Raw genomic sequence first — 21,283 nt, 5'->3', positions numbered from 1 at the left:
GGGTATGACCGTGACCGCGCCAAGACTCCCCGACGCGGCGCTGGCGCATTGGGATCTGGGGCAGATCTACCAGATGCAGCGGGTGCAGACCGGGTTGATGAACCGGTCTTGGCGCGTGGACGCGTCGAGCGGTTCGTACCTGCTGAAGCTGTTCAGGGACGTCACGGGGCCTGAGCTCCAGTTCCAGTTCCATGTGCTGCAGACCCTGGGGGGCAACGGTGTCCCGGTGGTGCTGCCTGTCCTGAGCAGGGACGGGCGGACCACCATCTTCCTGGAGGGCGAGGAGTTCGGTGTCTTCCCTTGGGTCGGCGGGCGGCACCGGAGCGGGCTGTCCATGTCGCGGGACGCCTGCCGGGATCTCGGGTCCGTCATCGGGCGGCTTCACCGGACCCTGCATGCTTCCATTCCTGCTGATCGGGCGCCCAAGGTCGAGAATCCTCCGACGACGGAAGCTGCTTTGCAGAAGGTCGACCGGCTGTTGGAGCTGGTCGCCGCCGGGCGCGGGGACAAGACCGGGTTCGAGGCGACTGCGGAGCAGACGCTGCGGTTGAAGCGGGGGCTGCTGGTGCGGCTCGGGGACCGGCGGCCGCCGGATCTGGCGCCGCAGTACACGGGGTACACGCACGGGGACCTGCATCCGCACAACGTGCTGCACGGGCCCGACGATCGGATTTCGGCCATTCTTGACTGGGACCGCCTCACGGTTTCGTCGTACGCGCGGGAGATGGCGCGGGCCGCGGTGTTCTACTTCACCTATGGCGATGAGCGGGGTCTGGACTGCGATCGGATCCGGGCCTTCGCCGGAGGGTATCGGTCTGTCTTTGATGTCGGCGAGCCTGAGATCGGGTTGGCGACCCATCAGCTCTGGTGGGACCGGCTGACCGACAACTGGGTCATCGAGTGGCATTACGTGCGCCACAACTCCGCCTGCGACCACCTGCTGCCCGGCCAGACCGGGCTCGTGAAGTGGTGGACCATCCACTACTCGCAGGTCGAGCAGTCGCTCATGGGCCGCTGAGATTCGCAGTGGCGGGGCAATATCGCTTCTGTCACAATGGCTCGCATGACTGAACTGCCCCTCATCCACCTCCAGGGAAGTCCCTACCGCCAAGGCGTCCAGCAAGGCGAGCAGCTCAGGGAGCAGATCGCGACGAACGTGGCCGTGTACCGGTCGCGGATGCTCACCTCCGGGCTGCCGGAGGACTCGCTCGCCGAGCGGTCGCAGCGGTACCTCGGGATCTTCACCAAGGAGGACTCGCAGTACCGGGCGATCATGGACGGCATCGCCGACGGGTCCGGGCAGAACATCCTCGACATCGCGCTGCTCAACGCTCGGTATGAGCTTCTTTACAGTGCTTGGAGCGAGTTCGGGCGGCCGTCGGTCGACAGCATTCGGTCGGAGTGCACGTCGTTCGGCGGATCGGACGGGGTCTTCGCCGCGGGCGGCACGCAGATCGGGCAGAACTGGGACTGGTTCACCGGGGTCGAAGGCGCGCTGCTCCAGTGGCGGCACGGCGAGACGACCGTGGTCGGGTTCACCGAGGCGGGCGTCGCAGGGACCAAGATCGGGATCAACTCGGCCGGGATCGGCTTGTGCGTCAACGGACTCGGGGCGAGTGTCGACGACTGGAAGATCGACTCGGTGCCGTTCCACCTCCGGACGTGGCGGATCTTGCAGTCGAGCACGCTCGCTGAGGCTGTCGGACATGCGGTGGCTCCCCGGCCCGCTTGTTCGGCGAACTTCTTCGTCGGGAGCGCGTCGTCGGGTGTCGTGACGGTGGAGACGTCGCCGCTCGGGTCGCGCGTGATCTACCAGGACGGCGCCGCTCCCCTGGTGCACGCCAACCACTTCCGCGACCCCGAGGCGCTCGGGGTGTACCAGAGCTGGCTGGAGACCGGCCGCGTCTCCACGTACCACCGGTGCGACCGCATGGAGCACCTGCTGGCCAAGGAGTCCCCCGTGACGGCCGAGCACCTGTACGCGGCCATGCGGGACCACGACGGCGGGCCGCTGGCCCTGTGCCGCCACCCCGTCATGACCGACCCGGAGGAGCTGCGCACGCACACCGCGCTCGCCGCGCACCTGGAGCTCGACGCGCTGAAGTTCTCCTACACGTGGGGCCCGCCCTGCGAGTCGGAGTTCACCACGGTCTCGCTCTAGCGCGGGGTCGGCTGCGAGAGCTCCCAGCAGGCCACGGCCGTGGCGGCCGCGACGTTGAGGGAGTCGACGCCCGCGTGCATCGGGATGACGACGGTGCGGTCGCAGGCGTCGAGCGCGGCCGCGGTGAGGCCGGGGCCTTCGGCGCCGAAGAGGAGCGCGGGGCGCTCGCGTTCCTCGGCGGTGACCCGGCCGATGTCGATCGCGCCGCGCGAGGGGCTCAGGCCGTGGAGCGTGAACCCGGCCTCGCGGACCTGGGCGAGGCCGGCGGGCCATTCGTCGAGGTAGGCGTACGGGACCGCGAACACCTCCCCCATCGAGACGCGCACGCTCCGCCGGTACAGCGGGTCGGCGCAGTCGGGGGCGAGGAGCACGCCGTCAAAGCCGAGGCCCGCGGCGACCCTGAAGATCGCGCCGATGTTGGTGTGGTTGTTGATGCCTTCGAGGACCACGAGGCGCTTCACGGAGGTCAGCAACTCCCCCGGCTCGGGCAGCGGCTTCCTATGGAACGACGCCAGCGCGCCCCGGTGGACATGGAAGCCGGTCACCGATTCGAGGACGTCGGGCCCGGCGGCGTAGCAGGGGGCGTCCTCGGCGAGGTGGGAGAGCTGGTCGACGCGCTTGGCGTCGATGAGCATGGAGCGCATGCGGTATCCGGCGCGCAGGGCGCGGCCGATGACCTGGTGGCCTTCGGCGATGAACAGGCCGTGGGGCTGCTCGAAGCGGGTGCGCAGGGCCAGGTCGGTGAGGGCCCGGTAGTCGGCGAGGCGCTCGTCTTCGGGGTCGGAGATGTCGATAGCGGGCACGTGGTGATTCTGCCCCATGGGAAGCGGAACGGCCGGGACCGCCCGTGAGGGAGGTCCCGGCTGTCACGTGCGCTTACGCGGGAGCGGGCGGGAGCTGGCCGGGCTCCTTGCCTTCGCCGATGTCCTGGACCTCGCGGGCGGCCTGCTGGGCCGCTTCGAGGGCCTGGAGGGCCGAGTCGTCGAGTTCGAGGGCGCTGGTGTCGACCTCGACCTCTTCCTCCTCGCTCGGGCCGGACTTGTCGCCGCCGCCGAACGCGTTGCCGATGCCGCCGAGGGCCTTGGTGAGCTCGGCGGGGACGACCCAGACCTTGTTGGCGGTGCCCTGGGCGATCGAGGGCAGCGTCTGGAGGTACTGGTAGGTCAGGAGGCGGTCGGTGGGCTTGGCGTTGTGGATGGCCGCGAAGACCGTCTGGATGGCCTTGGCCTCGCCGTCGGCGCGGAGCACGGCGGCGTCGCGCTCGCCCTTGGCGCGGAGGACGGCGGACTGCTGCTCGCCTTCGGCCATGAGGATCGAGGAGCGCTTGGTGCCCTCGGCGTTGAGGATCGCGGCGCGGCGGTCGCGCTCGGCGCGCATCTGCTTCTCCATGGCGTCGCGGATGCTCAGCGGCGGCTCGATGGAGCGCAGCTCGACGCGGGTGACCTTGAGGCCCCACTTGTCGGTGGCCTTGTCGAGCTCGGCGGCGAGGCGGGCGTTGATCTCCTCGCGGCTGGTGAGGGTCTTCTCCAGGTCCATGGAGCCGACGACGTTGCGGAGCGTGGTGGTGGTGAGCTGCTCGACGCCCGCGAGGTAGTCGTCGATGTTGTACACGGCCGCGGTGGGCTGCGTGATGATGTAGTACAGCACGGTGTCGATCTGCACGCCGAGGTTGTCGGCGGTGATCACCGGCTGGGGCGGGAAGTTGACGACGCGCTCGCGGAGGTCCACTTTGGCGCGGACGGAGTCCACGAAGGGGACGAGGAGGCGCGGCCCGGGTTCGAGCGTGCGGCGGTAGCGGCCCAGGCGCTCGATGATGTAGTTCCACTGCTGGGGCACGATCTTGATCGAGCGGAACAGCACGATGATCAGGAAGATCGCGACGATCAGGAGCAGTATGCCTACGGGTTCCATGGTTTCTCAGCCTCCAGTGGTCTGGCGGATCGGGCGGGCTATGGGCACGAGGGTACTGAACGGCCGCCTATCGGTAACGACTGCTTCCAGACGATGACCGTGGCGCCTTTGATCTCGACGACGGTGACGGTGTCGCCGGGTTCGAGGAGCTGGTCGGGTTCGAGGGGGTAGGCGGTCCAGTTGTCCCCGGCGATCTCGACGAGGCCGCCGGAGAGGTCGACGGTCTCGATGACGCGGGCGTCGGCGCCTTCGATCGCGCGGGTGCCGAACGGGCGGTGCGCCTGCTCCTTCGTGTCGGATTCGAGCGCCTGCTTGAGGAAGGGCCGCAGGCCGAAGATCGAGGCGATGGAGCCGACGCCGAAGAGCACGGCCTGGAGCCAGAGGGGGGCGCCGACGGCCGCCCCGATGCCCGCGAGCACGGCGCCGACGGCGACCATGGCGAGGACCAGGGTGCCGGTGAAGAGTTCGACCGCGCCGAGGATAACGGCGACGATGATCCAGATGAATACGTCGTCCACACCACAAGCATGTCACGAGCGGAGGACCTGCGGGGACTACGGTCCGGGCCCGCGCTCGGCGCGGCTCGCTAGGGCCTGGCCCGCGGATCAGGGCGTGGCGGTATCCGAGTCCGTTCGTTCGCTCGCAAGGCGGAGGGGCCTCCCAATACCGGGGTTGTATTGGGAGGCCCCGACAACGCAGCGAGCGGGCGAACGGGCCGGATAACGACCGCTCTGATCCGCGGGCCAGGCCCTAGGTGCAAGCGGCTCCGTGCGCGGGCCCGGGCGGTCTAGCGGCCGCGCTTCTCCGGGGCCGGGGGCCGGCGCGCGGGGCAGCAGCCCTCGACGGTCGGGTCCCAGACGGGGAGCTTGCCGAGGCGGCGCAGGGGCGCGCCCTGGACGCGTTCGGCGACGAGGTCGCGGAACATGCCGACGAGGTCGGCGTCGACGGTCGGCGTCCCGGCCCGCAGGTAGCGCAGGCCCAGGTCGGCGGCGGTGTCCTTGGCCTCGTTGTCGAGGTCCCAGAGGACCTCGATGTGGTCCGAGAGGAACCCGACGGGGCTGACGACGACGGTGTCGACGCCTTCGGAGGCGAGGACCTTCAGGTGGTCGTTGATGTCGGGTTCGAGCCACGGCATCGCGGGCGGGCCCGAGCGGGACTGCCAGACGACGTCGAAGGGCCCGGTCCATCCGGCGCGCTCGGCGACGAGCGCGGCGGCCTCGGCGACCTGGTCGGAGTAGCGGGCGCCTTCAGGGCCGGAGCACTCCTCCATGACGTCGGGGATGGAGTGCGCGGTGAAGACGACGCGGGTCTGCGACTGGTCCTCGATCTGGTCGAGGGAGGCCTTGAGCTGGCGGGCGAAGCCGCCGACGAAGCCGGGGTGGTCGAAGAAGTGGCGGATCTTGTCGATCTGCGGCGCGGTCTCGCCGACGGCGGCGCGGGCGGCGTTGATGTCCTCGACGTACTGGCGGCACGAGGAGTAGGAGCCGTACGCGCTGGTGCACAGGGCGAGGGCCTTCTTGACGCCGTCGCCGGTCATCTGGGTGACGGCGTCGACGAGCATGGGCGGCCAGTTGCGGTTGCCCCAGTAGATCGGCAGGTCGATGCCGCTCTTGCGGAACTCCTGGCGGAGTGCTTCGATGACCTCGCGGCACCACTGGTTGATGGGCGAGATGCCGCCGAAGTGGTAGTAGTGCTCGGCGACCTCGGTGAGGCGCTCGTCGGGGATGCCGCGGCCGCGGGTGACGTTGCGCAGGAAGGGCAGCACGTCGCCGGGGCCCTCGGGTCCGCCGAAGGAGACGAGCAGGACGGCGTCGTAGCCGTCAGTGTCGATGGCTGTCATGAGGCGGCTCCGCTACTGCTGTGTGCGCTCGACTCCGACGGCGTGGAACCCGCCGTCGACGTGGATGATCTCGCCGCTGGTGGCCGGGAACAGGTCGGACAGGAGGGCCGCGCAGGCCTTGGCGACGGGCTCGGAGTCGGTGAGGGACCAGCCGAGCGGGGCGCGCTTGGTCCACGCCTCCTCGAACGCCTCGAAGCCGGGGATGGACTTCGCGGCCATGGTCCGCTGCGGGCCCGCGGAGATGAGGTTGACGCGGATGCCCTTGGGGCCCAGGTCGCGGGCGAGGTAGCGGTTGACCGACTCCAGGCCGGCCTTGGCGACGCCCATCCAGTCGTACACGGGCCAGGCCTGCTGCGCGTCGAAGTCGAGGCCGACGACGGCGCCGCCGTGCTCCATGAGCGGGAGGCAGGCGACGGCGAGGGACTTGTAGGAGAACGTGGAGACCTCGACGGCCTTGGCGACGTCGGCCCACTCGGTGTTCAGGAAGTTCCCGCCGAGGGCGCCGGGCGGGGCGAAGGCGATGGCGTGGAGGACGCCGTCGAGGCCGTCGACGTGCTCGCGGACCTTGTCGGCGAGCCCGGCGAGCTGCTCGGGGTCGGTCGCGTCGAGCTCGACGACCGGCGCGGGCTTCGGGAGCTTCTTGGCGATGCGCTCGACCAGGGAGAGGCGCCCGAAACCGGTGAGGACCACTTCGGCGCCCTGCTCCTGCGCGTACTTGGCGACGCCGAAGCCGAGGGACTGCTCGGTGATGACACCGGTGACGAGCAGCCGTTTGCCGTCCAAGATTCCAGACATGTGTGTTCCTCCGTGCGTGATCAGTGCTTGAAAACTATCCGGGCCTAGTGGCCCATGCCCAGGCCGCCGTCGACGGGGATGACCGCGCCGTTGACGTAGGCGGCGCTGTCGCCCGCGAGCCAGGTGACGGCTCCGGCGATCTCCTCGACGGCCCCGAAGCGCTTCGCGGGGATCGAGTCGAGGTAGGCCTTGCGCTGGGCTTCGGGGAGCGCATCGGTCATGTCGGTCTGCACGAAGCCGGGGGCGACGACGTTCGCGGTGATGTTGCGCGAGCCGAGTTCGCGCGTGACGGAGCGGGCGAGGCCGACGAGCCCGGCCTTGGACGCGGCGTAGTTGGTCTGCCCGGCGTTCCCGTAGAGGCCCACGACCGAGGAGATGAAGATCATGCGGCCGAACTTCGCGCGGAGCATCTTCGAAGAGGCGCGCTTGGCGACGCGCCAGGCGCCCTTGAGGTTGGTGTCGACCACGCGCTCGAACTGCTCGTCGCTCATGCGCAGCAGCAGCGTGTCGTCGGTGATCCCGGCGTTGGCGACGAGGATCTCGACGGGGCCGAACTTGTCCTCGACCTCGGTGAACGCGGCGTCGACGGACGCGGTGTCGGTGATGTCGCACTGGACGCCGAAGAGGCCGTCGGGGGCGCCGGAGCCGCGGTGGGTGACGGCGACGTTGTCGCCCTGGGCCGCGAAGGCCTTGGCGATCGCCAGGCCGATTCCGCGGTTGCCTCCGGTGACCAGGACCGTGCGCGCCATTGTCCGAACTCCCTCATGTTCTTTGTACGAAGCCACCGACGATCGTAGCGACGGGCCACTTCAGGGGCGAAGGGGCCTTCACGGACCGTGTGGCGCCGGACAGACTCAGGTGAGGCGGGAGGTCCACGCCAGGCTTAGCCCGGCGGCGGCGAACAGGAGGATCATCGCGGTGCCGATGAACCACTGCGAGACGTCCTCGGCGATGGTGCGGTAGCCCAGGGACGAGCCCATGTCCTCGTAGACGGCGCGCAGCTGCTCGGCGGTGACGGCCTCGTAGTACTCGCCGCCGGTCTCCTCGGCGAGCCCGGCGAGGGCCTCGCGGTCGACGGGCACGGAGACGAGCTCCTGGTCGAGTTCGATGACGCCCTCGTCGGTGCCGAACGCGACGGTCGAGACGGGGATCTCGGCCGCGGCGGCGGCCTCCCCGGCCTCATCGACGGTGCGCCCGGCGGTGCGGTAGCCGTCGGAGAGCAGAAGGATGCGGGCGGGCGCGAGCTGCCCCGACTCGTCGGGCATGACCTGCTGCACGGCCTGGAGGGACGCGAACACGGCGTCGCCGGTGGCGGTGGCCTCGGCGAGGGTGAGGCCGTTGATCGCGGAGGTCACTTCGGCGCGGTTCTTGGTGGGGGGCACGACGACCGAGGCGTACCCGGCGAAGGACACGAGGCCGACGTTGTACTGCTCGGGCAGCTCGGCGACGAAGTCGGAGGCCGCGGACTTCGCGGCGTCGATGCGGGTCGGGTCGACGTCGGTCGCCATCATCGACAGGGACACGTCGATCGCGAGGATGATCGTGGCGCGCTCCTGCGGCTCCTCGACGTCGACCGCGGGGCGGGTCATGCCGCCGACGAGGACCGCCAGCGCGATGACGAGCAGGCCCGCGGGGAGGTGGCGGCGCCAGCCGGGGAGCTTCGGCACGAGCTTGGCGAGGAGCGAGGCGTTGGCGAACCTGACGGCGATCCGCTTGCGGGCGAACTGGGCCCAGACGTACACCGCCGCGAGGATCGCGACGGGGATGAGCGCCAGCAGCCACGCGGGTTCGAGCAGGCGGATCAACGGTTCTCCTTGGCGTTGTAGGCGTTAGCGGTAGGCGGCGAGGTGGCGGCGTTCGGCGACGAACGCGGCGATGTCGCGCAGCCAGTCGGAGCCGGTGGACAGGCGCAGGTGCGCGGCGCCGCCGGAGCGGATGCCGGCGGCGATGCGGGCGCGCTGCTCGGCGGCGGCCTCGGCGTAGCGGGCGCGGAAGCGCGCGTTGCCGGTCTGGACTTCGACGACGGCGCCGGTCTCGGGGTCGATGAGGTCGAGGACGCCGACGTCGGGGAGGGCGAGTTCGGCGGGGTCGAGGACTTCGACGCAGAGGACCTGCTGGCGCACGGCGAGGCGGCGGAGTTCCCGGGGCCAGTCGCTCGGGTCGTCCTCGTCTTCGAGGAAGTCGGAGACGACGATGGCGAGGCCGCGGCGGCGGGCGTGGCGGCGGGTCTTGTCGATGAGCTCGGCGAGGTTGCCCGCGCCTTCGCCGCGCGGCAGGCTCGTGACGGCGCGCAGGAGCGAGCGCGCGCCGCCGCGGCCGGGGCGCGGCGGGATGGCCTTCGCGGGGCCGCCTTCGGTGACGACGGCGCCGATGCGGTTGCCGCCGCGTCCGGCGAGGTAGGAGAAGGCGGCGACGGCGCCTTCGGCGAGCTCGCGCTTGAGCATGCCGACGGTGCCGAAGTCGAGGCTCGGCGACAGGTCGATCGCGAGCCACGTCTCCAGTTCGCGGTCGGCGATGGTGGTGCGCACGTGCGGCACGGTGGTGCGGGCGGTGACGGGCCAGTCCATGCGGCGCACGTCGTCCCCGGCCCGGTACTCGCGGGCCTCGCCGGGCTCGGACCCGGCGCCGGGGAGCAGGCCCAGGTAATCGCCGTGCAGGAGCCCGTCGAGGCGGCGGGTGACCATGAGCTGGAGGCGGTCGAGGGCGCGCAGGTCGGCGGCGTTCACGCGGCTACCAGGCCCCCGGCTGCGGCGGCTGCTGGTAGGCCGGTTCGGCGGGGCGCGGGGCGGCGTCCTGGCGGGGCGTCACCGTGGGGGCGGGGACTGCGGCGAGGAGCTGGCCGACGAGGCGGTCGGCGGTGATGCCGTCGGCCATGGCGTCGTAGGAGAGGACGAGGCGGTGGCGCAGCACGTCGGGCGCGATGTCGTCGAGGTCCTGCGGGAGCGCGTAGTCGCGGCCGCGCAGGAGCGCGATGGCGCGGGTGGCGCGGATGAGGCCGAGGGACGCGCGGGGGCTGGCGCCGTACTGGATGTGGCGGGCGATGGCGCCCAGGCCCGCGGCGGTCGGGTTGCGGGTGGCCATGACGATGCGCACGGCGTAGTCGACGAGCGCGTTGTGGATGAACACGCCGTCGGCGGCCTGCTGGAGGCGCAGGAGGTCGTCGGTGTCGAGGACGCGTTCGGGGATGGGCGAGTCGACGCCCATGCGGAAGACGATCTCGCGCTCTTCGGCGTCGGTGGGGTAGCCGACGTTGACCTTGAACAGGAACCGGTCGCGCTGGGCCTCGGGCAGGGGGTAGACGCCCTCCTGCTCGATGGGGTTCTGGGTGGCCATGACCAGGAACGGCTTGGGGAGGACGTGGGTCTGGCCGCCGATGGAGATGCGCTGCTCGGCCATGACTTCGAGCATCGCGGACTGGACCTTGGCGGGGGCGCGGTTGATCTCGTCGGCGAGCACGAAGTTGGTGTTGACCGGGCCGAGCTCGACGTCGAAGGACTCCGAGGACTGGCGGTAGATGCGGGTGCCGACGATGTCGGCGGGCACCAGGTCGGGGGTGAACTGGATGCGGTTGAACTCGGCGCCGACGACCTTCGCCATGGTCTCGACCGCGAGGGTCTTCGCGACGCCGGGCACGCCTTCGATGAGGCAGTGGCCGCGGGCGAGGAGGGCCGCGAACATGCGCTCCACCAGGGCGTCCTGGCCGACGATGACCTTCTTGATCTCGAACAGGGCCTTTTCCAGCAGCGCGGCGTTCTCCGCCGGCGTCGGCAGGCCGTTCGCTCCCGATCCCTCGGGTGATCCCATATCGGCTCCAGCTCTCATGTTCGGCGACGTGGCTGTCAAGTGGTCCGGTGCTGTCGATGGTAATGCGCGCTCCTCAGAGGCGCAGGGGCCCGGAGGGACCCGTTTCGGGACATCGCACCGCCTTTTGTCGGGAACCCGACAGTTCTCGCCGAACCCCTTGGGGCGCAGCAGGTCTAGACTGCGCACGCCGTGATTCGGCAAACCCCCAGGGGGTTTTTGCCCCGCGGAGTGACACGCCGCGCGGATTCAATCCGTTGCTGCGAAATGTCGGAGCGCTATGCTTCTCTTGCCCGCACGACTTCCCCCGTGGTCGTGCGGGCCTTCTCGTCTCCGGGCAGGGCGCGTTTCAAGGACCGGACCGGCACCTCCGACCGAACTAGAATCACTCTCATGCCCCGTCGTCGCCAGGCCCTCCTCCTTCCTGGACGCAACTACAGCGTCCAGGGGCCCCTGCTGATGTACACCCACGTCGCGCTCCAGTCGCGCGGGGCGCGCACGTACCCGATCCAGTGGACGGACGTCGACCGGCTCGCCGCCGACGAGCAGACCATGATCGAAGGGGTCTGCGAGCAGACCGAGGCGGTCCTCGACCGCGTCCACAACGACGACCCGCCGCTGCTCGTCGGCAAGTCCCTCGGCACCGCCGCGGCCGTCCTCGCCGCCCACCACGGGCTCCCGGCGGTCTGGTTCACGCCGCTGCTCAAGGACTACCCGATCGTCCAGGCCCTGCGCCGCGCCACCGCGCCGTTCCTGCTCATCGGCGGCACCGCCGACCCGGCCTGGAACGGGGCGCTCGCGCGCGAGCTGCCCGGCGAGGTGTGCGAGATCCGCGGCGCCGACCACGGCATGTTCCTGCGCGGGCGCCCGCTCGTGGACTCCGCGCACGCCCTCGCCGACGTCATCGAGGCGGTCGAGGCGTTCATCGACACAGCCGTTTGGCCTCGCCACGGCTGATGCGCATGACGCACAATCGCACTGTGTCCGACGAGAACCCTGTGTGCTCCTCCCGCGGCTGCCGCGCCGAGGCCGCGTGGATGCTGCTGTGGCGCAACCCGCGCATCCACGGCGCCGAGCGCGTCAAGCGCTGGGCCGCGTGCGAGGAGCACCTGCCGGTGCTGCGCGACTTCCTCACTGCGCGCGGATTCCCGTGCGAGACGCGGCGAGTGGAATGATCAAGGCATGAGCGCGAAGACGGTCCCGGTGTGGGATCTGTGGCCCGGCGAGGTCACCTGGCAGCCGATGTCGCCGAAGCTGCGCACCGTGTGGGTGCTGCGGAGCCTGCTGAACCTGTTCCTCCTCGCCGTCGTGGCGGCCGTGCCGCTGGGCATCTGGCTCGGCTGGCGCGGCGTCCTGTGGGCCCTCTGCGGGTACGTCGTGCTCGCGGGGCTGCGGGCCTGGGCCGTGGCCCGCACCGTCGCGACCTGGGGCTACGCCGAGCGCGAGGAGGACCTGCTGGTGCGCCACGGGCTCCTGACGCGCCGGCTGAACATCGTCCCCTACGGCCGCATCCAGCTCATCGACCTCTCCGCGGGGCCCATCGAGCGCATGTTCGGCCTGACCACGGTCCAGGTCCGCACCGCGGCCCTCGGCTCCACGTCCGAAGTGCCGGGCCTCGAACCGGCGGTCGCCTCCGCGCTGCGCGACCGGCTCGCCCTCCGGGCCGCCGAGGTCCGGGAGGGCCTGTGAGCGACGAGCCCGCTCCCCCGCTGGCGGCGGCGCCGCTCGGGCCCGAGGCGCCCGTCGCGGCGCCGAGCGCCCCGCCGGAGGGCGTCCAGCGCCAGCGCCTGCACCCGCTCACGCCGCTGCTGGAGAGCTTCCGGTTCCTGACCGCGGCGGCCGCGGCCGCTGGCATCCAGGCGTTCACGTCGCGGAACTTCCTGTTCGCGATCTACATCGCGCTCGCGGCGGCCGTGATCGGCGGGATCGCGAGCCTCATCGCGCTCCAGTACCGCGGCTTCGTCATCTGGGGCCGCGAGCTGCACATCTACGGCGGCGTGTTCACGCGCAGCCACCGCACGGTCCCGCTGGAGCGGCTCCAGTCCGTGGACCTGGTGCGGCCGATCCGGGCCCGGCTGTTCGGCCTGGCGCAGTTGAACATCGAGGTCGCCGGGGGCGACGGCACGGACGCGCGGCTGGCGTACCTGAAGGCCGACCGGGCCCTGGCGCTGCGCGCTGAGCTGCTGGCGATAGCGGGCCGCCCGGCCGCGCCGGTCGCCGAGCCCGCCGAGGACGAGGAGGCGCCGGAGGCGGTGCCGGACCGGGACGCGGGGCTGCTGGTGCCGCAGCTGACGGTGCGGCGCCTCGCGCTGGCCTCGTTCCTGGAGGCGCTGCCGGTGCAGATCACGTTCCTGGCGGTGTTCGGGACGGCGTTCGCGGTGGCCGGGTCGATCTTCGGGTTCACGCGCGTCGCCACGGTCGTGTGGGTGGGGTTCCTGGCCCCGGCGCTGGTGGGCTACGTCCAGAGCACGATCGCGGCGGTGAACCGGTTCCTGCGCAACGGGCGGTTCCGGATCGCGCGGGACGGCACGAACCTGCTCATCCAGCGGGGATTGACGGACACGAGCCACGAGACCGTCCCGGTGGACCGGGTGACGGGCGTGAGCTTCGCGGAACCGGTCCTGTGGCGCTCGCGGCAGTGGAAGCGCGTGGAGGTGTGGACGGCCGCGGTGGCGCAGCAGAGCGCGACCGCGGTGCGGTCGACGACGGCGCTGCCGGTGGGCGCGCCCGGCGAGGTCGCCGCGGTGGCCGCGGCGGCGGTCCCGGACCTGCCGAGCGTGTTCGCGACGGCGCTGCCGCCGCGGCGGGCGCGGTGGCGGATGCCGTTGCGGTGGAAGCGGACCGGTGCGGCGCTCACCGAGCGGGCGTTCGTGGTGCGCCACGGCCTGTGGGTGAACACGCATGTGGCGCTGCCGTACGCGCGGATCCAGTCGGTGAAGGTGACGCAGGGACGCGTTCAGCGGATGCAGGGCCTGGCGACGGTGCGGGCGATGGCCGCGGGCGGGCTCGGGCACGACGCCGTGGCCGTCAACCGGGACGCGCGCGAGGCGGTCGCGATGGCCGCCGAGCTGCGGGACCGCGCGGACGCCGCGGCCGCACTGGAGCGGCCGCGGCTGTCGTGATCAGAGTCGGCAGGCGTCGATGTTCGAGGCGAGGATGCCGCGGGCGCCCAGCTCATAGAGGGCGTCCATGACGCGGTGCAGGTCGGCGCGCTCGGTCATCGACTGGACGGCGACCCACCCTTCCCGATGCAGCGGCGAGACCGTCGGCGACTCGATGCCCGGGGTCAGCTCAACCGCGGCTTCGAGGAGCTCGGCGCGCACGTCGTAGGCGAGCATCACGTACGAGCGGGCGACGAGGACGCCGCGCAGGCGCCGCAGGAGCTGCTCGACGGCCGCGCCGGCGCCGTTGCCGCTCTTTCGGACGAGCACGGCCTCGGAGTGCATGATCGGGTCGCCGAAGACGGCGAGCCCGGCCTGCTTGAGGGTCGTGCCGGTCTCGACGACGTCGGCGATGGCGTCGGCGACGCCGAGGGCGATCGCGTTCTCCACGGCGCCCGCGAGCTCGACGATGGCAGTCTTGACGCCGTGGGCGTCCAGGTCGCGCTGGACGACGCCCGGGTAGGAGGTCGCGATGCGCTTTCCGTCGAGCCCGGCGACGGAGTCGATGACGCCGGGGCGGCCCGCGTAGCGGAACGTGGAGCGGCCGAAGCCGAGCGCGAGGACCTCTTCGACCTCGGCGCCGGAGTTGACGGCGAGGTCGCGTCCGGTGATGCCCAGGTCGAGGTCGCCGGAGGCGACGTACGTGGCGATGTCGCCGGGGCGCAGGTAGAAGAACTCGACGCCGTTGTCGGCGTCGACGGACTGGAGGTCGCGGCTGGAGCGGCGCTGCCGGTAGCCGGCCTCGGCGAGCATGTCGGTGGCGCCCTGTGAGAGCGCGCCCTTGTTGGGCACGGCGATGCGGAGCATGCGGATGGGCCTTTCTAGAGGTACCGGTAGACGTCTTCGACGCTGATGCCGCGGGCGACCATCATCACCTGGAGGTGGTAGAGGAGCTGGGAGATCTCCTCGGCCGCGGCCTCGTCCGACTCGTACTCGGCGGCCATCCAGACCTCGGCCGCCTCTTCGACGATCTTCTTGCCGATGGCATGGACGCCGGCGTCGAGGGCGGCGACGGTGCCGGAGCCCTCGGGTCGGGTGACTGCTTTCTCGGAAAGTTCGGCGTAGAGCTGCTCGAAGGTCTTCACATCCGTGAATGCTACGCGCCGCGGCGGCGCGGACCGCCGCCGACGCGGCGCGGCGACCGGAGTGCGGGACGCCCGAGACCGAGATCACGGCGGGGGCAGATCCGGAGGATTCGGGCCTAGACATTAATTTGGTCGTATGATCTAATTTAAACATCGACATTCGTCGAATGAATGTCGCGACTGGAACCGTGCTTCACGAGAAAGGCGCTCCGCCCATGCGACGCAGATCGCTCCTCACCGCCGCGATGGCCGCTCCCCTGGCCACCGCCGGCGCCGTCGGCGCCCTCCAATCCCCGGCGCAGGCCGCCACCTGGTCCTCCTCGGACCGCTGGGGCACCTGGCAGAACGGGGCCTACACGCTCTACAACAACGTCTGGGGCTCCGGCTACGGGCCGCAGTCGATCTGGGCGAACTCCTATAGCAACTGGGGCGTGTGGGCGAACCACCCGAACACCGGCGGCATCAAGTCCTACCCGAACGTGTCGTACACGCTGGGGCGCACCGTCTCCAGCATGGGGAACGTCTCCAGCAACTTCAACGTCACGGTGCCCACCGGGTCGGGCCTGGCCTACAACACGACGTACGACGTGTGGGGCAACGGCCACGCGCACGAGATCATGATCTGGACGCAGTGGTACGGCCCGGTCGGGCCGATCGGCGGCCAGCAGACCACGGTCAACCTCGGCGGCCGCAACTGGCGCTACCACCAGGGCTCCAACGGGTCGAACCCCGTGTACAGCTTCCTGGCGGACAGCCAGTTCACCAGCGGGTCGGTGAACATCACCGCGATCTGCCAGTGGCTGGTGAACACCGGGCGCATGCCGAACGTCAGGATCGACCAGATCCAGCTCGGCTGGGAGATCACCTCGTCCTCGGGCGGCAAGGACTTCCGGGTCAACAGCTACTCGCTCAGCACGTGAGCGAAGGGGCCTCCCGCCGAGCGGCGGGAGGCCCCTTTCACGTTGCGGCTCAGAGCTTGCGGAAGCGTTCGCGCACGGCCTTGTAGGACTGCTTCGGGCGGCGGTACTCGTCCACGACGCCCTTGTCGTTGACGCCGCGGGGGCGCTTGAGGAGCATGTCGCGGTGCTCGGTGGTGCGGAAGTCGCCGAAGACCCAGATGGCGAGGCCGGAGATGCGGTCGTGGCCGATCACGTGGTCCACGACGGTGGTGAGCAGGTCGGTCTGGTAGTCCTCGGTCCACAGTGAGCGGTTGGCGTCGTTCCAGCCGGGCACCGCGCCCGCGCCGATCTCGGAGATGATGAGCGGCTTGTCCTTGTGCCCCAGGGCGTCCACGTGCGCGGCGATGCGGTCGAGTTCGGCCGGGATGCCCGGCACGTCGCCCCAGTACCAGCCCGGGTAGGTGTTGGCGCTGACGACGTCGACGAGGTCGAAGCACTTGTCGTCGTGTGCGTTCAGGCTCGCGTACGTGACCGGACGGGTCGCGTCGAGCTCGCGCAGGCGGCCCAGCAGCCGCTCGTAGACCGGGTATCCGGCCTCCGACCAGCTCGGGCACTCATTGAGGACGCCCCACAGGATCACCGAGGGGTGGTTGCGCGCGGCGGCCACCATCTCGGCGATGTGCGCGAGCTGCGCCTCGACGAACGCCGGGTCGGTGAGGTGCTCGACGGGGTACTGCCAGCCGATCGACTCCTCCCACACGAGCAGGCCCGCCTCGTCGCACAGATCGAGGAACAGCGGGTCGAGCGGGTAGTGGCTGCCGCGCACGAAGTTCGCGCCGAGGTCCTTGAGCTGCTGCACGTCGGCGATGAGCAGCCCGGCGGGCTGGGCGTGGCCGAACTGCGGGTGGAGCTCGTGGCGGTTGACGCCGAGGAGGGTCAGCGGCTCGCCGTTGAGGGTGAGGCGCGCGTCCTCGACCGCGATGCGGCGCAGGCCGAAGCGCTCGCGGAGGTCGTCGCCGCCGAGTTCGGCGGCGAGGACCGAGAGGTTCGGCTCGGCGGTGGTCCACGGTGCGGCCCAGGGGATCTCGACGGTGCGGACGAGGGTCCCGGCGGTGTCGAGGTCGACGTCCTCGGCGAGGAGCGCGCGGCCGTCGCAGGAGAGCGCGAGCGGCACGGTGGCCGGGGCGTCGGCGGTGTAGTCGATGCGGACCTCGACGCGGCGGTCTTCGACGGAGCGCGTGTCGATCGCGAGCGCGTCGATGCGGACCGAGCCGAGGCGGTGGAGGGCCACGGAGCGGCTGATGCCGCCGAAGTGGTACCAGTCGAAGTGCTCCATGTGCAGCGGCGAGCGCTCGCCGAAGCGGTTGTCCACCAGGACGATCACTTCCGCTTCGCCGCCGTCGGAGCGGGTCTCTGCGGTGAAGCGCGTGAAGCCGCCCGCGTGGTCGCGGATCGGCTCGCCGTTCCACAGGACGCGGCACCAGTGCTGCACGCCTTCGAAGACGAGGCGCTGGAGGCCCGGCTGCGCGGCGACGCGGGTGCGGTAGGCGGCGAGGCCGCGGCGGCCGGCGTAGGCGGGGGTGGCGTCGAAGCAGCCGGGGACGGCCATGACGTCGTCGAAGACGAGGGTCGCGGGGTCGACGTCGTCGGGCTCGACGTCGCCGAGGTAGGCGAAGTCCCAGACGCCGTCGAGGTCGGTCACGGGTCGGAGGACGTGCGGGGGGAATCGGCGGGCCATGGCGGCCTCCTTCGCGGTCGGCTCCGCACGATCCTAGGCGAGCGTTTGCCAACCGGTTGCCAGGGGCCTGACTAGGCCCCTTTCCGCTTGTCGCGGAAGGCCTTCTGGCGGCAGGCCGGGGAGCAGTACTTGGCGGGGCGGCCGGTTCCGGCATGGGCGACGGGGGTGCCGCAGACCGGGCAGGCGCCTTCCGTTACGGCGGTTTCGTTACGAGTCTCGACCGAGGCCGGAGTTTCGTTACTCGTTTCGGGGTTTCGTTGCGGGCGGAGGCCGTCCCAGACGATCTCGGCGAGCCGCTGGGCCTGCTCGCGGGAGGAGGCGGACCCGGCGATGCCGGTGCAGCCCGACATGAGGGCGCGCACGTCGCCCGGGTCGAGGTCGGACCGGACGGCGCCCGCCTGCTGGGCCCGCCGCAGGAGCTGGGCCAGCGGATTGTCGATGACGCAGCGGCCGCCGGCCTTCTCGGGCTCGATCCAGTCGCCGCGGGCGGTCAGGGCCTCGCAGATGGCGCGGTTCTCCAGGGCCCGGCCGGTGACGAACCGCAGGTAGCCGAAGAACGCGGCGTCGGGGTCGCGCTCGCCGAGCGCCCGTTCGCCGTACTCGGCGATCTGCGACAGGCGGTGGTCCAGGACCGTCGCGAGCAGGGCGTCCTTCGTGGGGAAGTGCCGGTAGACGGTGCCCGCGCCGACGCCCGCGGCGGCGGCGATCTCCCCGAGGGAGACCGCGGTGCCGCGCTCGCCGAAGAGCCGGTCGGCGGTCTCCAGGACCTTCCGCCGGTTGCGCTGCGCGTCAGCGCGTTCGACTCGCTTCACTGCCGTCTGCAACGGTGCCCCCTCTCGCGCCCGCCGATAAACGGGTGTACTGTTCCGTTTCAGTAACCGGGTCGCCGCCTCCGATACTAGTCGGCGACTCCAGGAACGGAAAGGACCGCAGTATGCCTGCGAACAGGACCATTCTCGTGACCGGCGCGACCGGCCGTCAAGGCGGGGCCGTCGCCGCCCGGCTCCTCGCCGACGGCTGGGGCGTCCGGGCCCTCACCCGGGACCCGGCGAGCGCCAAGGCGAAGGCGCTCAAGGAGGCCGGAGCGGAGGTCGCGCGCGGCGACCTGGACGACCCGGCCTCGCTCGCCGCGGCGGCCGAGGGCGCCTGGGGCGCCTTCAGCGTCCACGCGGGCGCCTACGAGGGCGGGCCCTACGGCCACGACCTCGGGCACGAGGCGCGCTCGGCGGCGAACCTCGCCGCGGCCGCGAAAGCGGCGGGGGCGGCGTTCCTCGTCCACTCCTCCTCGGTCGGCGTGGGCGGGCCGCTGGAGCCCCACATGGACATGCTCCAGCGCAAGGCCGAGGCGGAGGCCGCGGTCAGGGAAAGCGGGCTGCCGTACACGATCCTGCGGCCGACCTCGTTCATGGAGAACACCTTCGACTCCTTCCGGGAGCTCCAGGACGGCGCCCTGGTCTCGCTCCTCCACGCCGACACCTACGAGCCGCACATCGCCGCCGACGACATCGCGGCCTTCGCCGCGATCGCCTTCGCCGACCCCGAGACGCACGCCGGGAAGGCGTACGAGCTCGCCGGGGACGACATCACGCAGCTGGAGAAGGTCGCGATCATCTCCCGGGTCACCGGCCGCGAAGTGCCGTACGTGCCGATCGACGCCACCGCGGTGGCCGAGCAGAGCCCGTCGACCGCGAAGACCCTGGGGCTCATCAACGAGCACCGGATCGAGGTCGACATCCCGGCCCTCAAAGCGATCCACCCCGGCCTGCTGACCTTCGAGCAGTGGATGACCGGCGTCGGCAAGCCCCTCGTCGACGCGTATTTCGCACGGATCGACGCGGCCTAGCCCCGGATGCGCCGGGCCGGCGCAGTGCAGGTCGGCCCGCGCACCTCTCCGGCGCAGCCGATGCCGAAGGGCCGGTGGGGAGTCCGCACGGTACGCTCGGTCCGGGACCCCCTCTCCCCGAAAGGCCGCCATGCGTCCTCTCTTCAAGCTCCACCCGGCCTTGGCGAGCCTCGCGCTCGCCGCCGTCCTCGCGATCACCAACGGCCGGTACGACTACCACCGCGACGAGCTGTACTTCCTGATGCTCAAGCCCGCCTGGGGCTATGCCGACCAGGGGCCGCTGACGCCCCTGCTCGGCCACCTGTCGATCGCGGCCCTCGGGAACACCGTCTGGGCACTCCGGTTCCCGTCGATCCTGTGCATGGTCGGCGTGCTGTGGCTCGCCGCCCTCATCACCCGCGAGCTCGGCGGCGGGAAGGCCGCGCAGGCGCTCTGCGTCTGGGGGCTCGCCTTCGCCGGGGTCGCGCTCGGGTTCGGGCATCTGCTGTCGACCGCGACCGTGGACCTCCTCGTGTGGGTCGCGGTGCTGCTGTTCGCGATCCGTGCCCTCACCCGCGATCCGCGCTGGTGGCTCGCGGCCGGCGCGACCGCCGGGATCGGCTTGTACAACAAGCACCTGATCGTCCTGCTGCTCATCGGCCTCGCCGCGGGGCTCCTCGAAGTCCGCTCACCCAACGGGCTGCGGTCGAAGTGGCTCTGGATCGGCGTCGCGCTCATGCTCGTGATCGGCTCGCCGAACCTCGTCTACCAGGCTCTGAACGGCTGGCCGCAGCTGGAGATGGCCGCGGCGATCCGCGACGGGGACGGCGCGGAGAACCGCGTCCTTCTGCTGCCGTTCCAGTTCCTGCTGCTCGGAGTCTTCCTCGTGCCGGTCTGGGCCGCGGGGCTCTGGGCGCTCTTCCGGCGGCCCGAGTGGCGGCCGGTCCGGGCGCTGGCCGTCGCCTATCCAGTGCTGCTGGTGATCGTGCTGGTCACCGGCGGGCAGTTCTACTACCCGATCGGGCTCCTCGCCGCCGTCTACGCGGCTGGGTGCGTCCCGGTCGCCGCCTGGGCGGCCTCGCGAGGGCGACGGGCGCTCCTCACCACAGCGGTCGCCCTGAACGCGGCCGTCTCGGCGGTGGTCGCACTGCCGCTCATTCCCGTTGAGGCCGTTGACGACACGCCGATCCCGGCCATGAACGGGACGGTGCCCGACCAGATCGGCTGGCGGGCCTATGCCCGCCAGGTCGAGTCGGTCGTCATGTCCCTGTCACCCGAGGAGGCGGCGCGGACGGTCGTCATCACGTCCAACTACGGCGAGGCGGGCGCGCTGGACCGGTACGCCGCGCAGGCGGGCCCGGTCTACAGCGGCCACAACGCGCTCTTCGAATACGGCCCGCCGCCGGAGTCGGCGACGACCGTGGTCACCGTGGGCCTGCCGCTGGAACGCGTCGACGACTACTTCGAGGAGTGCACGGCGGTGGCCGTGCTGGACAACCACGTCGGGGTCGAGAACGAGGAGCAGGGCCGGACCGTCGGCGTCTGCCGCGGTCCGGCCCTGAACTGGTCGGAGCTGTGGCCGGAGTTCCGGCACTACAGCTAGTCGAGCGAGCGGATCGCAAGGGCCGCACCGAGTGCGGCCACGACCGCCTCGTAGCCCTTGTCCTCGGTGGAGTCGGCGAACCCGGCGCGGGCCACGGCCTGCTCCTGGTTGTCGACGGTGAGGACGCCGTGGGCGACGGGGGTCGACTCGTCGAGCGCGACCCGGGTCAGGCCCTCGGTGACCGACTTGCAGACGTAGTCGAAGTGGGCGGTGCCGCCGCGGATGACGGTGCCGAGGGCGACCACGGCGTCGTACTTCCGGGCCAGGGCCTGCGCGGCGATCGGGAGCTCGACGGCGCCCGCGACGTGCAGGACCTTGACCTCCGCGACCTTCGCGTCCTCGGCGGCGTCGAGCGCGCGCTTGAGCATCTGCTCCACCACGCTCGCGTTCCAGTCCGTGGCGACGACGCCGAGCGTCAGCCCGGCGGCGTCGGGGACCTTGACTGCGGGTGCTCCGTGTCCGGCCAT

The 21,283-nt window shown here is 71.2% G+C and carries 23 protein-coding genes; 9 read left to right on the top strand and 14 right to left on the bottom strand.

Annotated features, from left to right (window positions below; translation table 11 throughout):
• The first annotated feature begins 4 nt into the window (after positions 1-4).
• On the top strand, positions 5-1,018 hold the full coding sequence (locus WA640_RS10225; RefSeq protein ID WP_335987525.1) for a phosphotransferase: 1,014 nt from the start codon (positions 5-7) through the stop codon (positions 1,016-1,018).
• 45 nt (positions 1,019-1,063) lie between these two features.
• Positions 1,064-2,161 carry a C45 family peptidase gene (locus WA640_RS10220; protein ID WP_335987524.1) on the top strand — a complete coding sequence of 366 codons (1,098 nt, stop codon included), beginning with the start codon at positions 1,064-1,066 and terminating at the stop codon, positions 2,159-2,161.
• On the opposite strand, the gene WA640_RS10215 is transcribed toward WA640_RS10220, so the two are convergent.
• The 9 genes from WA640_RS10215 to WA640_RS10175 all read right to left on the bottom strand — a co-directional run bounded on the left by WA640_RS10215 (position 2,158) and on the right by WA640_RS10175 (position 10,529).
• The gene (locus WA640_RS10215; RefSeq protein ID WP_442904705.1) at positions 2,158-2,982 is read right to left on the bottom strand and encodes a TrmH family RNA methyltransferase; all 825 of its coding nucleotides are present in this window, start codon (positions 2,980-2,982) and stop codon (positions 2,158-2,160) included. The genes WA640_RS10220 and WA640_RS10215 overlap by 4 nt on opposite strands.
• 55 nt (positions 2,983-3,037) lie before the next feature.
• On the bottom strand, positions 3,038-4,072 hold the full coding sequence (locus WA640_RS10210; protein WP_335987521.1) for an SPFH domain-containing protein: 1,035 nt from the start codon (positions 4,070-4,072) through the stop codon (positions 3,038-3,040).
• Positions 4,073-4,110: 38 nt separating this feature from the next.
• Positions 4,111-4,590, bottom strand: coding sequence for an NfeD family protein (locus tag WA640_RS10205; protein WP_106364678.1), 480 nt, complete (start codon positions 4,588-4,590; stop codon positions 4,111-4,113).
• Positions 4,591-4,859: 269 nt separating this feature from the next.
• Positions 4,860-5,912: a ferrochelatase gene (locus WA640_RS10200; protein ID WP_106364677.1), complete on the bottom strand. Its 1,053-nt coding sequence runs from the start codon at positions 5,910-5,912 to the stop codon at positions 4,860-4,862.
• Between the two features lie 12 nt (positions 5,913-5,924).
• On the bottom strand, positions 5,925-6,707 hold the full coding sequence (gene fabI, locus WA640_RS10195) for an enoyl-ACP reductase FabI (protein WP_106364676.1): 783 nt from the start codon (positions 6,705-6,707) through the stop codon (positions 5,925-5,927).
• A gap of 44 nt (positions 6,708-6,751) precedes the next feature.
• Entirely contained in the window at positions 6,752-7,456 is a 705-nt protein-coding gene (locus tag WA640_RS10190; protein WP_335987520.1) for a beta-ketoacyl-ACP reductase, read from the bottom strand.
• A gap of 105 nt (positions 7,457-7,561) precedes the next feature.
• On the bottom strand, positions 7,562-8,512 hold the full coding sequence (locus tag WA640_RS10185) for a VWA domain-containing protein (protein ID WP_106364674.1): 951 nt from the start codon (positions 8,510-8,512) through the stop codon (positions 7,562-7,564).
• A 24-nt stretch (positions 8,513-8,536) separates the two neighbouring features.
• Positions 8,537-9,433 (bottom strand): DUF58 domain-containing protein, encoded by an 897-nt coding sequence (locus WA640_RS10180; RefSeq protein ID WP_335987519.1) that lies wholly within the window; start codon positions 9,431-9,433, stop codon positions 8,537-8,539.
• A 4-nt stretch (positions 9,434-9,437) separates the two neighbouring features.
• Positions 9,438-10,529 (bottom strand): AAA family ATPase, encoded by a 1,092-nt coding sequence (locus WA640_RS10175; protein WP_106364673.1) that lies wholly within the window; start codon positions 10,527-10,529, stop codon positions 9,438-9,440.
• A 372-nt stretch (positions 10,530-10,901) separates the two neighbouring features.
• Between WA640_RS10175 and WA640_RS10170 the strand changes: the two genes are divergently transcribed.
• The 4 genes from WA640_RS10170 to WA640_RS10155 are packed head-to-tail and all read left to right on the top strand — an operon-like array spanning position 10,902 to position 13,630.
• Positions 10,902-11,465, top strand: coding sequence for an alpha/beta hydrolase (locus WA640_RS10170; protein WP_106364672.1), 564 nt, complete (start codon positions 10,902-10,904; stop codon positions 11,463-11,465).
• A 23-nt stretch (positions 11,466-11,488) separates the two neighbouring features.
• Positions 11,489-11,683 carry a hypothetical protein gene (locus WA640_RS10165; RefSeq protein ID WP_335987517.1) on the top strand — a complete coding sequence of 65 codons (195 nt, stop codon included), beginning with the start codon at positions 11,489-11,491 and terminating at the stop codon, positions 11,681-11,683.
• 7 nt (positions 11,684-11,690) lie between these two features.
• Complete coding sequence (locus tag WA640_RS10160) at positions 11,691-12,197, top strand: PH domain-containing protein (RefSeq protein ID WP_335987515.1); 507 nt, start codon at positions 11,691-11,693, stop codon at positions 12,195-12,197.
• Positions 12,194-13,630: a PH domain-containing protein gene (locus WA640_RS10155; protein WP_335987514.1), complete on the top strand. Its 1,437-nt coding sequence runs from the start codon at positions 12,194-12,196 to the stop codon at positions 13,628-13,630. The genes WA640_RS10160 and WA640_RS10155 overlap by 4 nt, the downstream gene beginning before the upstream one ends.
• Here the strand turns inward: WA640_RS10155 and hisG are convergent, their stop codons facing one another.
• Both hisG and WA640_RS10145 read right to left on the bottom strand, forming a co-directional pair.
• Positions 13,631-14,476, bottom strand: coding sequence for an ATP phosphoribosyltransferase (hisG, locus tag WA640_RS10150; protein WP_335987513.1), 846 nt, complete (start codon positions 14,474-14,476; stop codon positions 13,631-13,633).
• A gap of 14 nt (positions 14,477-14,490) precedes the next feature.
• The gene (locus WA640_RS10145) at positions 14,491-14,754 is read right to left on the bottom strand and encodes a phosphoribosyl-ATP diphosphatase (protein ID WP_125247498.1); all 264 of its coding nucleotides are present in this window, start codon (positions 14,752-14,754) and stop codon (positions 14,491-14,493) included.
• A 215-nt stretch (positions 14,755-14,969) separates the two neighbouring features.
• Between WA640_RS10145 and WA640_RS10140 the strand changes: the two genes are divergently transcribed.
• Positions 14,970-15,674, top strand: coding sequence for a GH12 family glycosyl hydrolase domain-containing protein (locus WA640_RS10140; RefSeq protein WP_106364666.1), 705 nt, complete (start codon positions 14,970-14,972; stop codon positions 15,672-15,674).
• A gap of 49 nt (positions 15,675-15,723) precedes the next feature.
• On the opposite strand, the gene WA640_RS10135 is transcribed toward WA640_RS10140, so the two are convergent.
• Together WA640_RS10135 and WA640_RS10130 are read right to left on the bottom strand one after the other, a co-directional pair.
• Positions 15,724-17,391: a glycoside hydrolase family 2 protein gene (locus WA640_RS10135; RefSeq protein ID WP_335987509.1), complete on the bottom strand. Its 1,668-nt coding sequence runs from the start codon at positions 17,389-17,391 to the stop codon at positions 15,724-15,726.
• 71 nt (positions 17,392-17,462) lie between these two features.
• Positions 17,463-18,203, bottom strand: coding sequence for a TetR/AcrR family transcriptional regulator (locus WA640_RS10130; RefSeq protein ID WP_335987507.1), 741 nt, complete (start codon positions 18,201-18,203; stop codon positions 17,463-17,465).
• A 122-nt stretch (positions 18,204-18,325) separates the two neighbouring features.
• Here WA640_RS10130 and WA640_RS10125 point away from each other — a divergent pair, with 122 nt between their 5' ends.
• Both WA640_RS10125 and WA640_RS10120 read left to right on the top strand, forming a co-directional pair.
• Entirely contained in the window at positions 18,326-19,234 is a 909-nt protein-coding gene (locus WA640_RS10125; RefSeq protein ID WP_335987505.1) for an NmrA family NAD(P)-binding protein, read from the top strand.
• A 130-nt stretch (positions 19,235-19,364) separates the two neighbouring features.
• Entirely contained in the window at positions 19,365-20,816 is a 1,452-nt protein-coding gene (locus WA640_RS10120) for an ArnT family glycosyltransferase (RefSeq protein ID WP_335987503.1), read from the top strand.
• Here the strand turns inward: WA640_RS10120 and ribH are convergent.
• Positions 20,813-21,283 carry a 6,7-dimethyl-8-ribityllumazine synthase gene (gene ribH, locus WA640_RS10115; RefSeq protein ID WP_335987501.1) on the bottom strand — a complete coding sequence of 157 codons (471 nt, stop codon included), beginning with the start codon at positions 21,281-21,283 and terminating at the stop codon, positions 20,813-20,815. The genes WA640_RS10120 and ribH overlap by 4 nt on opposite strands.

Origin of the sequence: Glycomyces sp. MUSA5-2 (genome assembly GCF_037034145.1) — a bacterium.
GTDB lineage: Bacteria > Actinomycetota > Actinomycetes > Mycobacteriales > Micromonosporaceae > Glycomyces > Glycomyces artemisiae.
The sequence above is the reverse complement of the archived record's forward strand: the minus strand, read 5'-3'. Positions and strand labels throughout refer to the sequence as shown.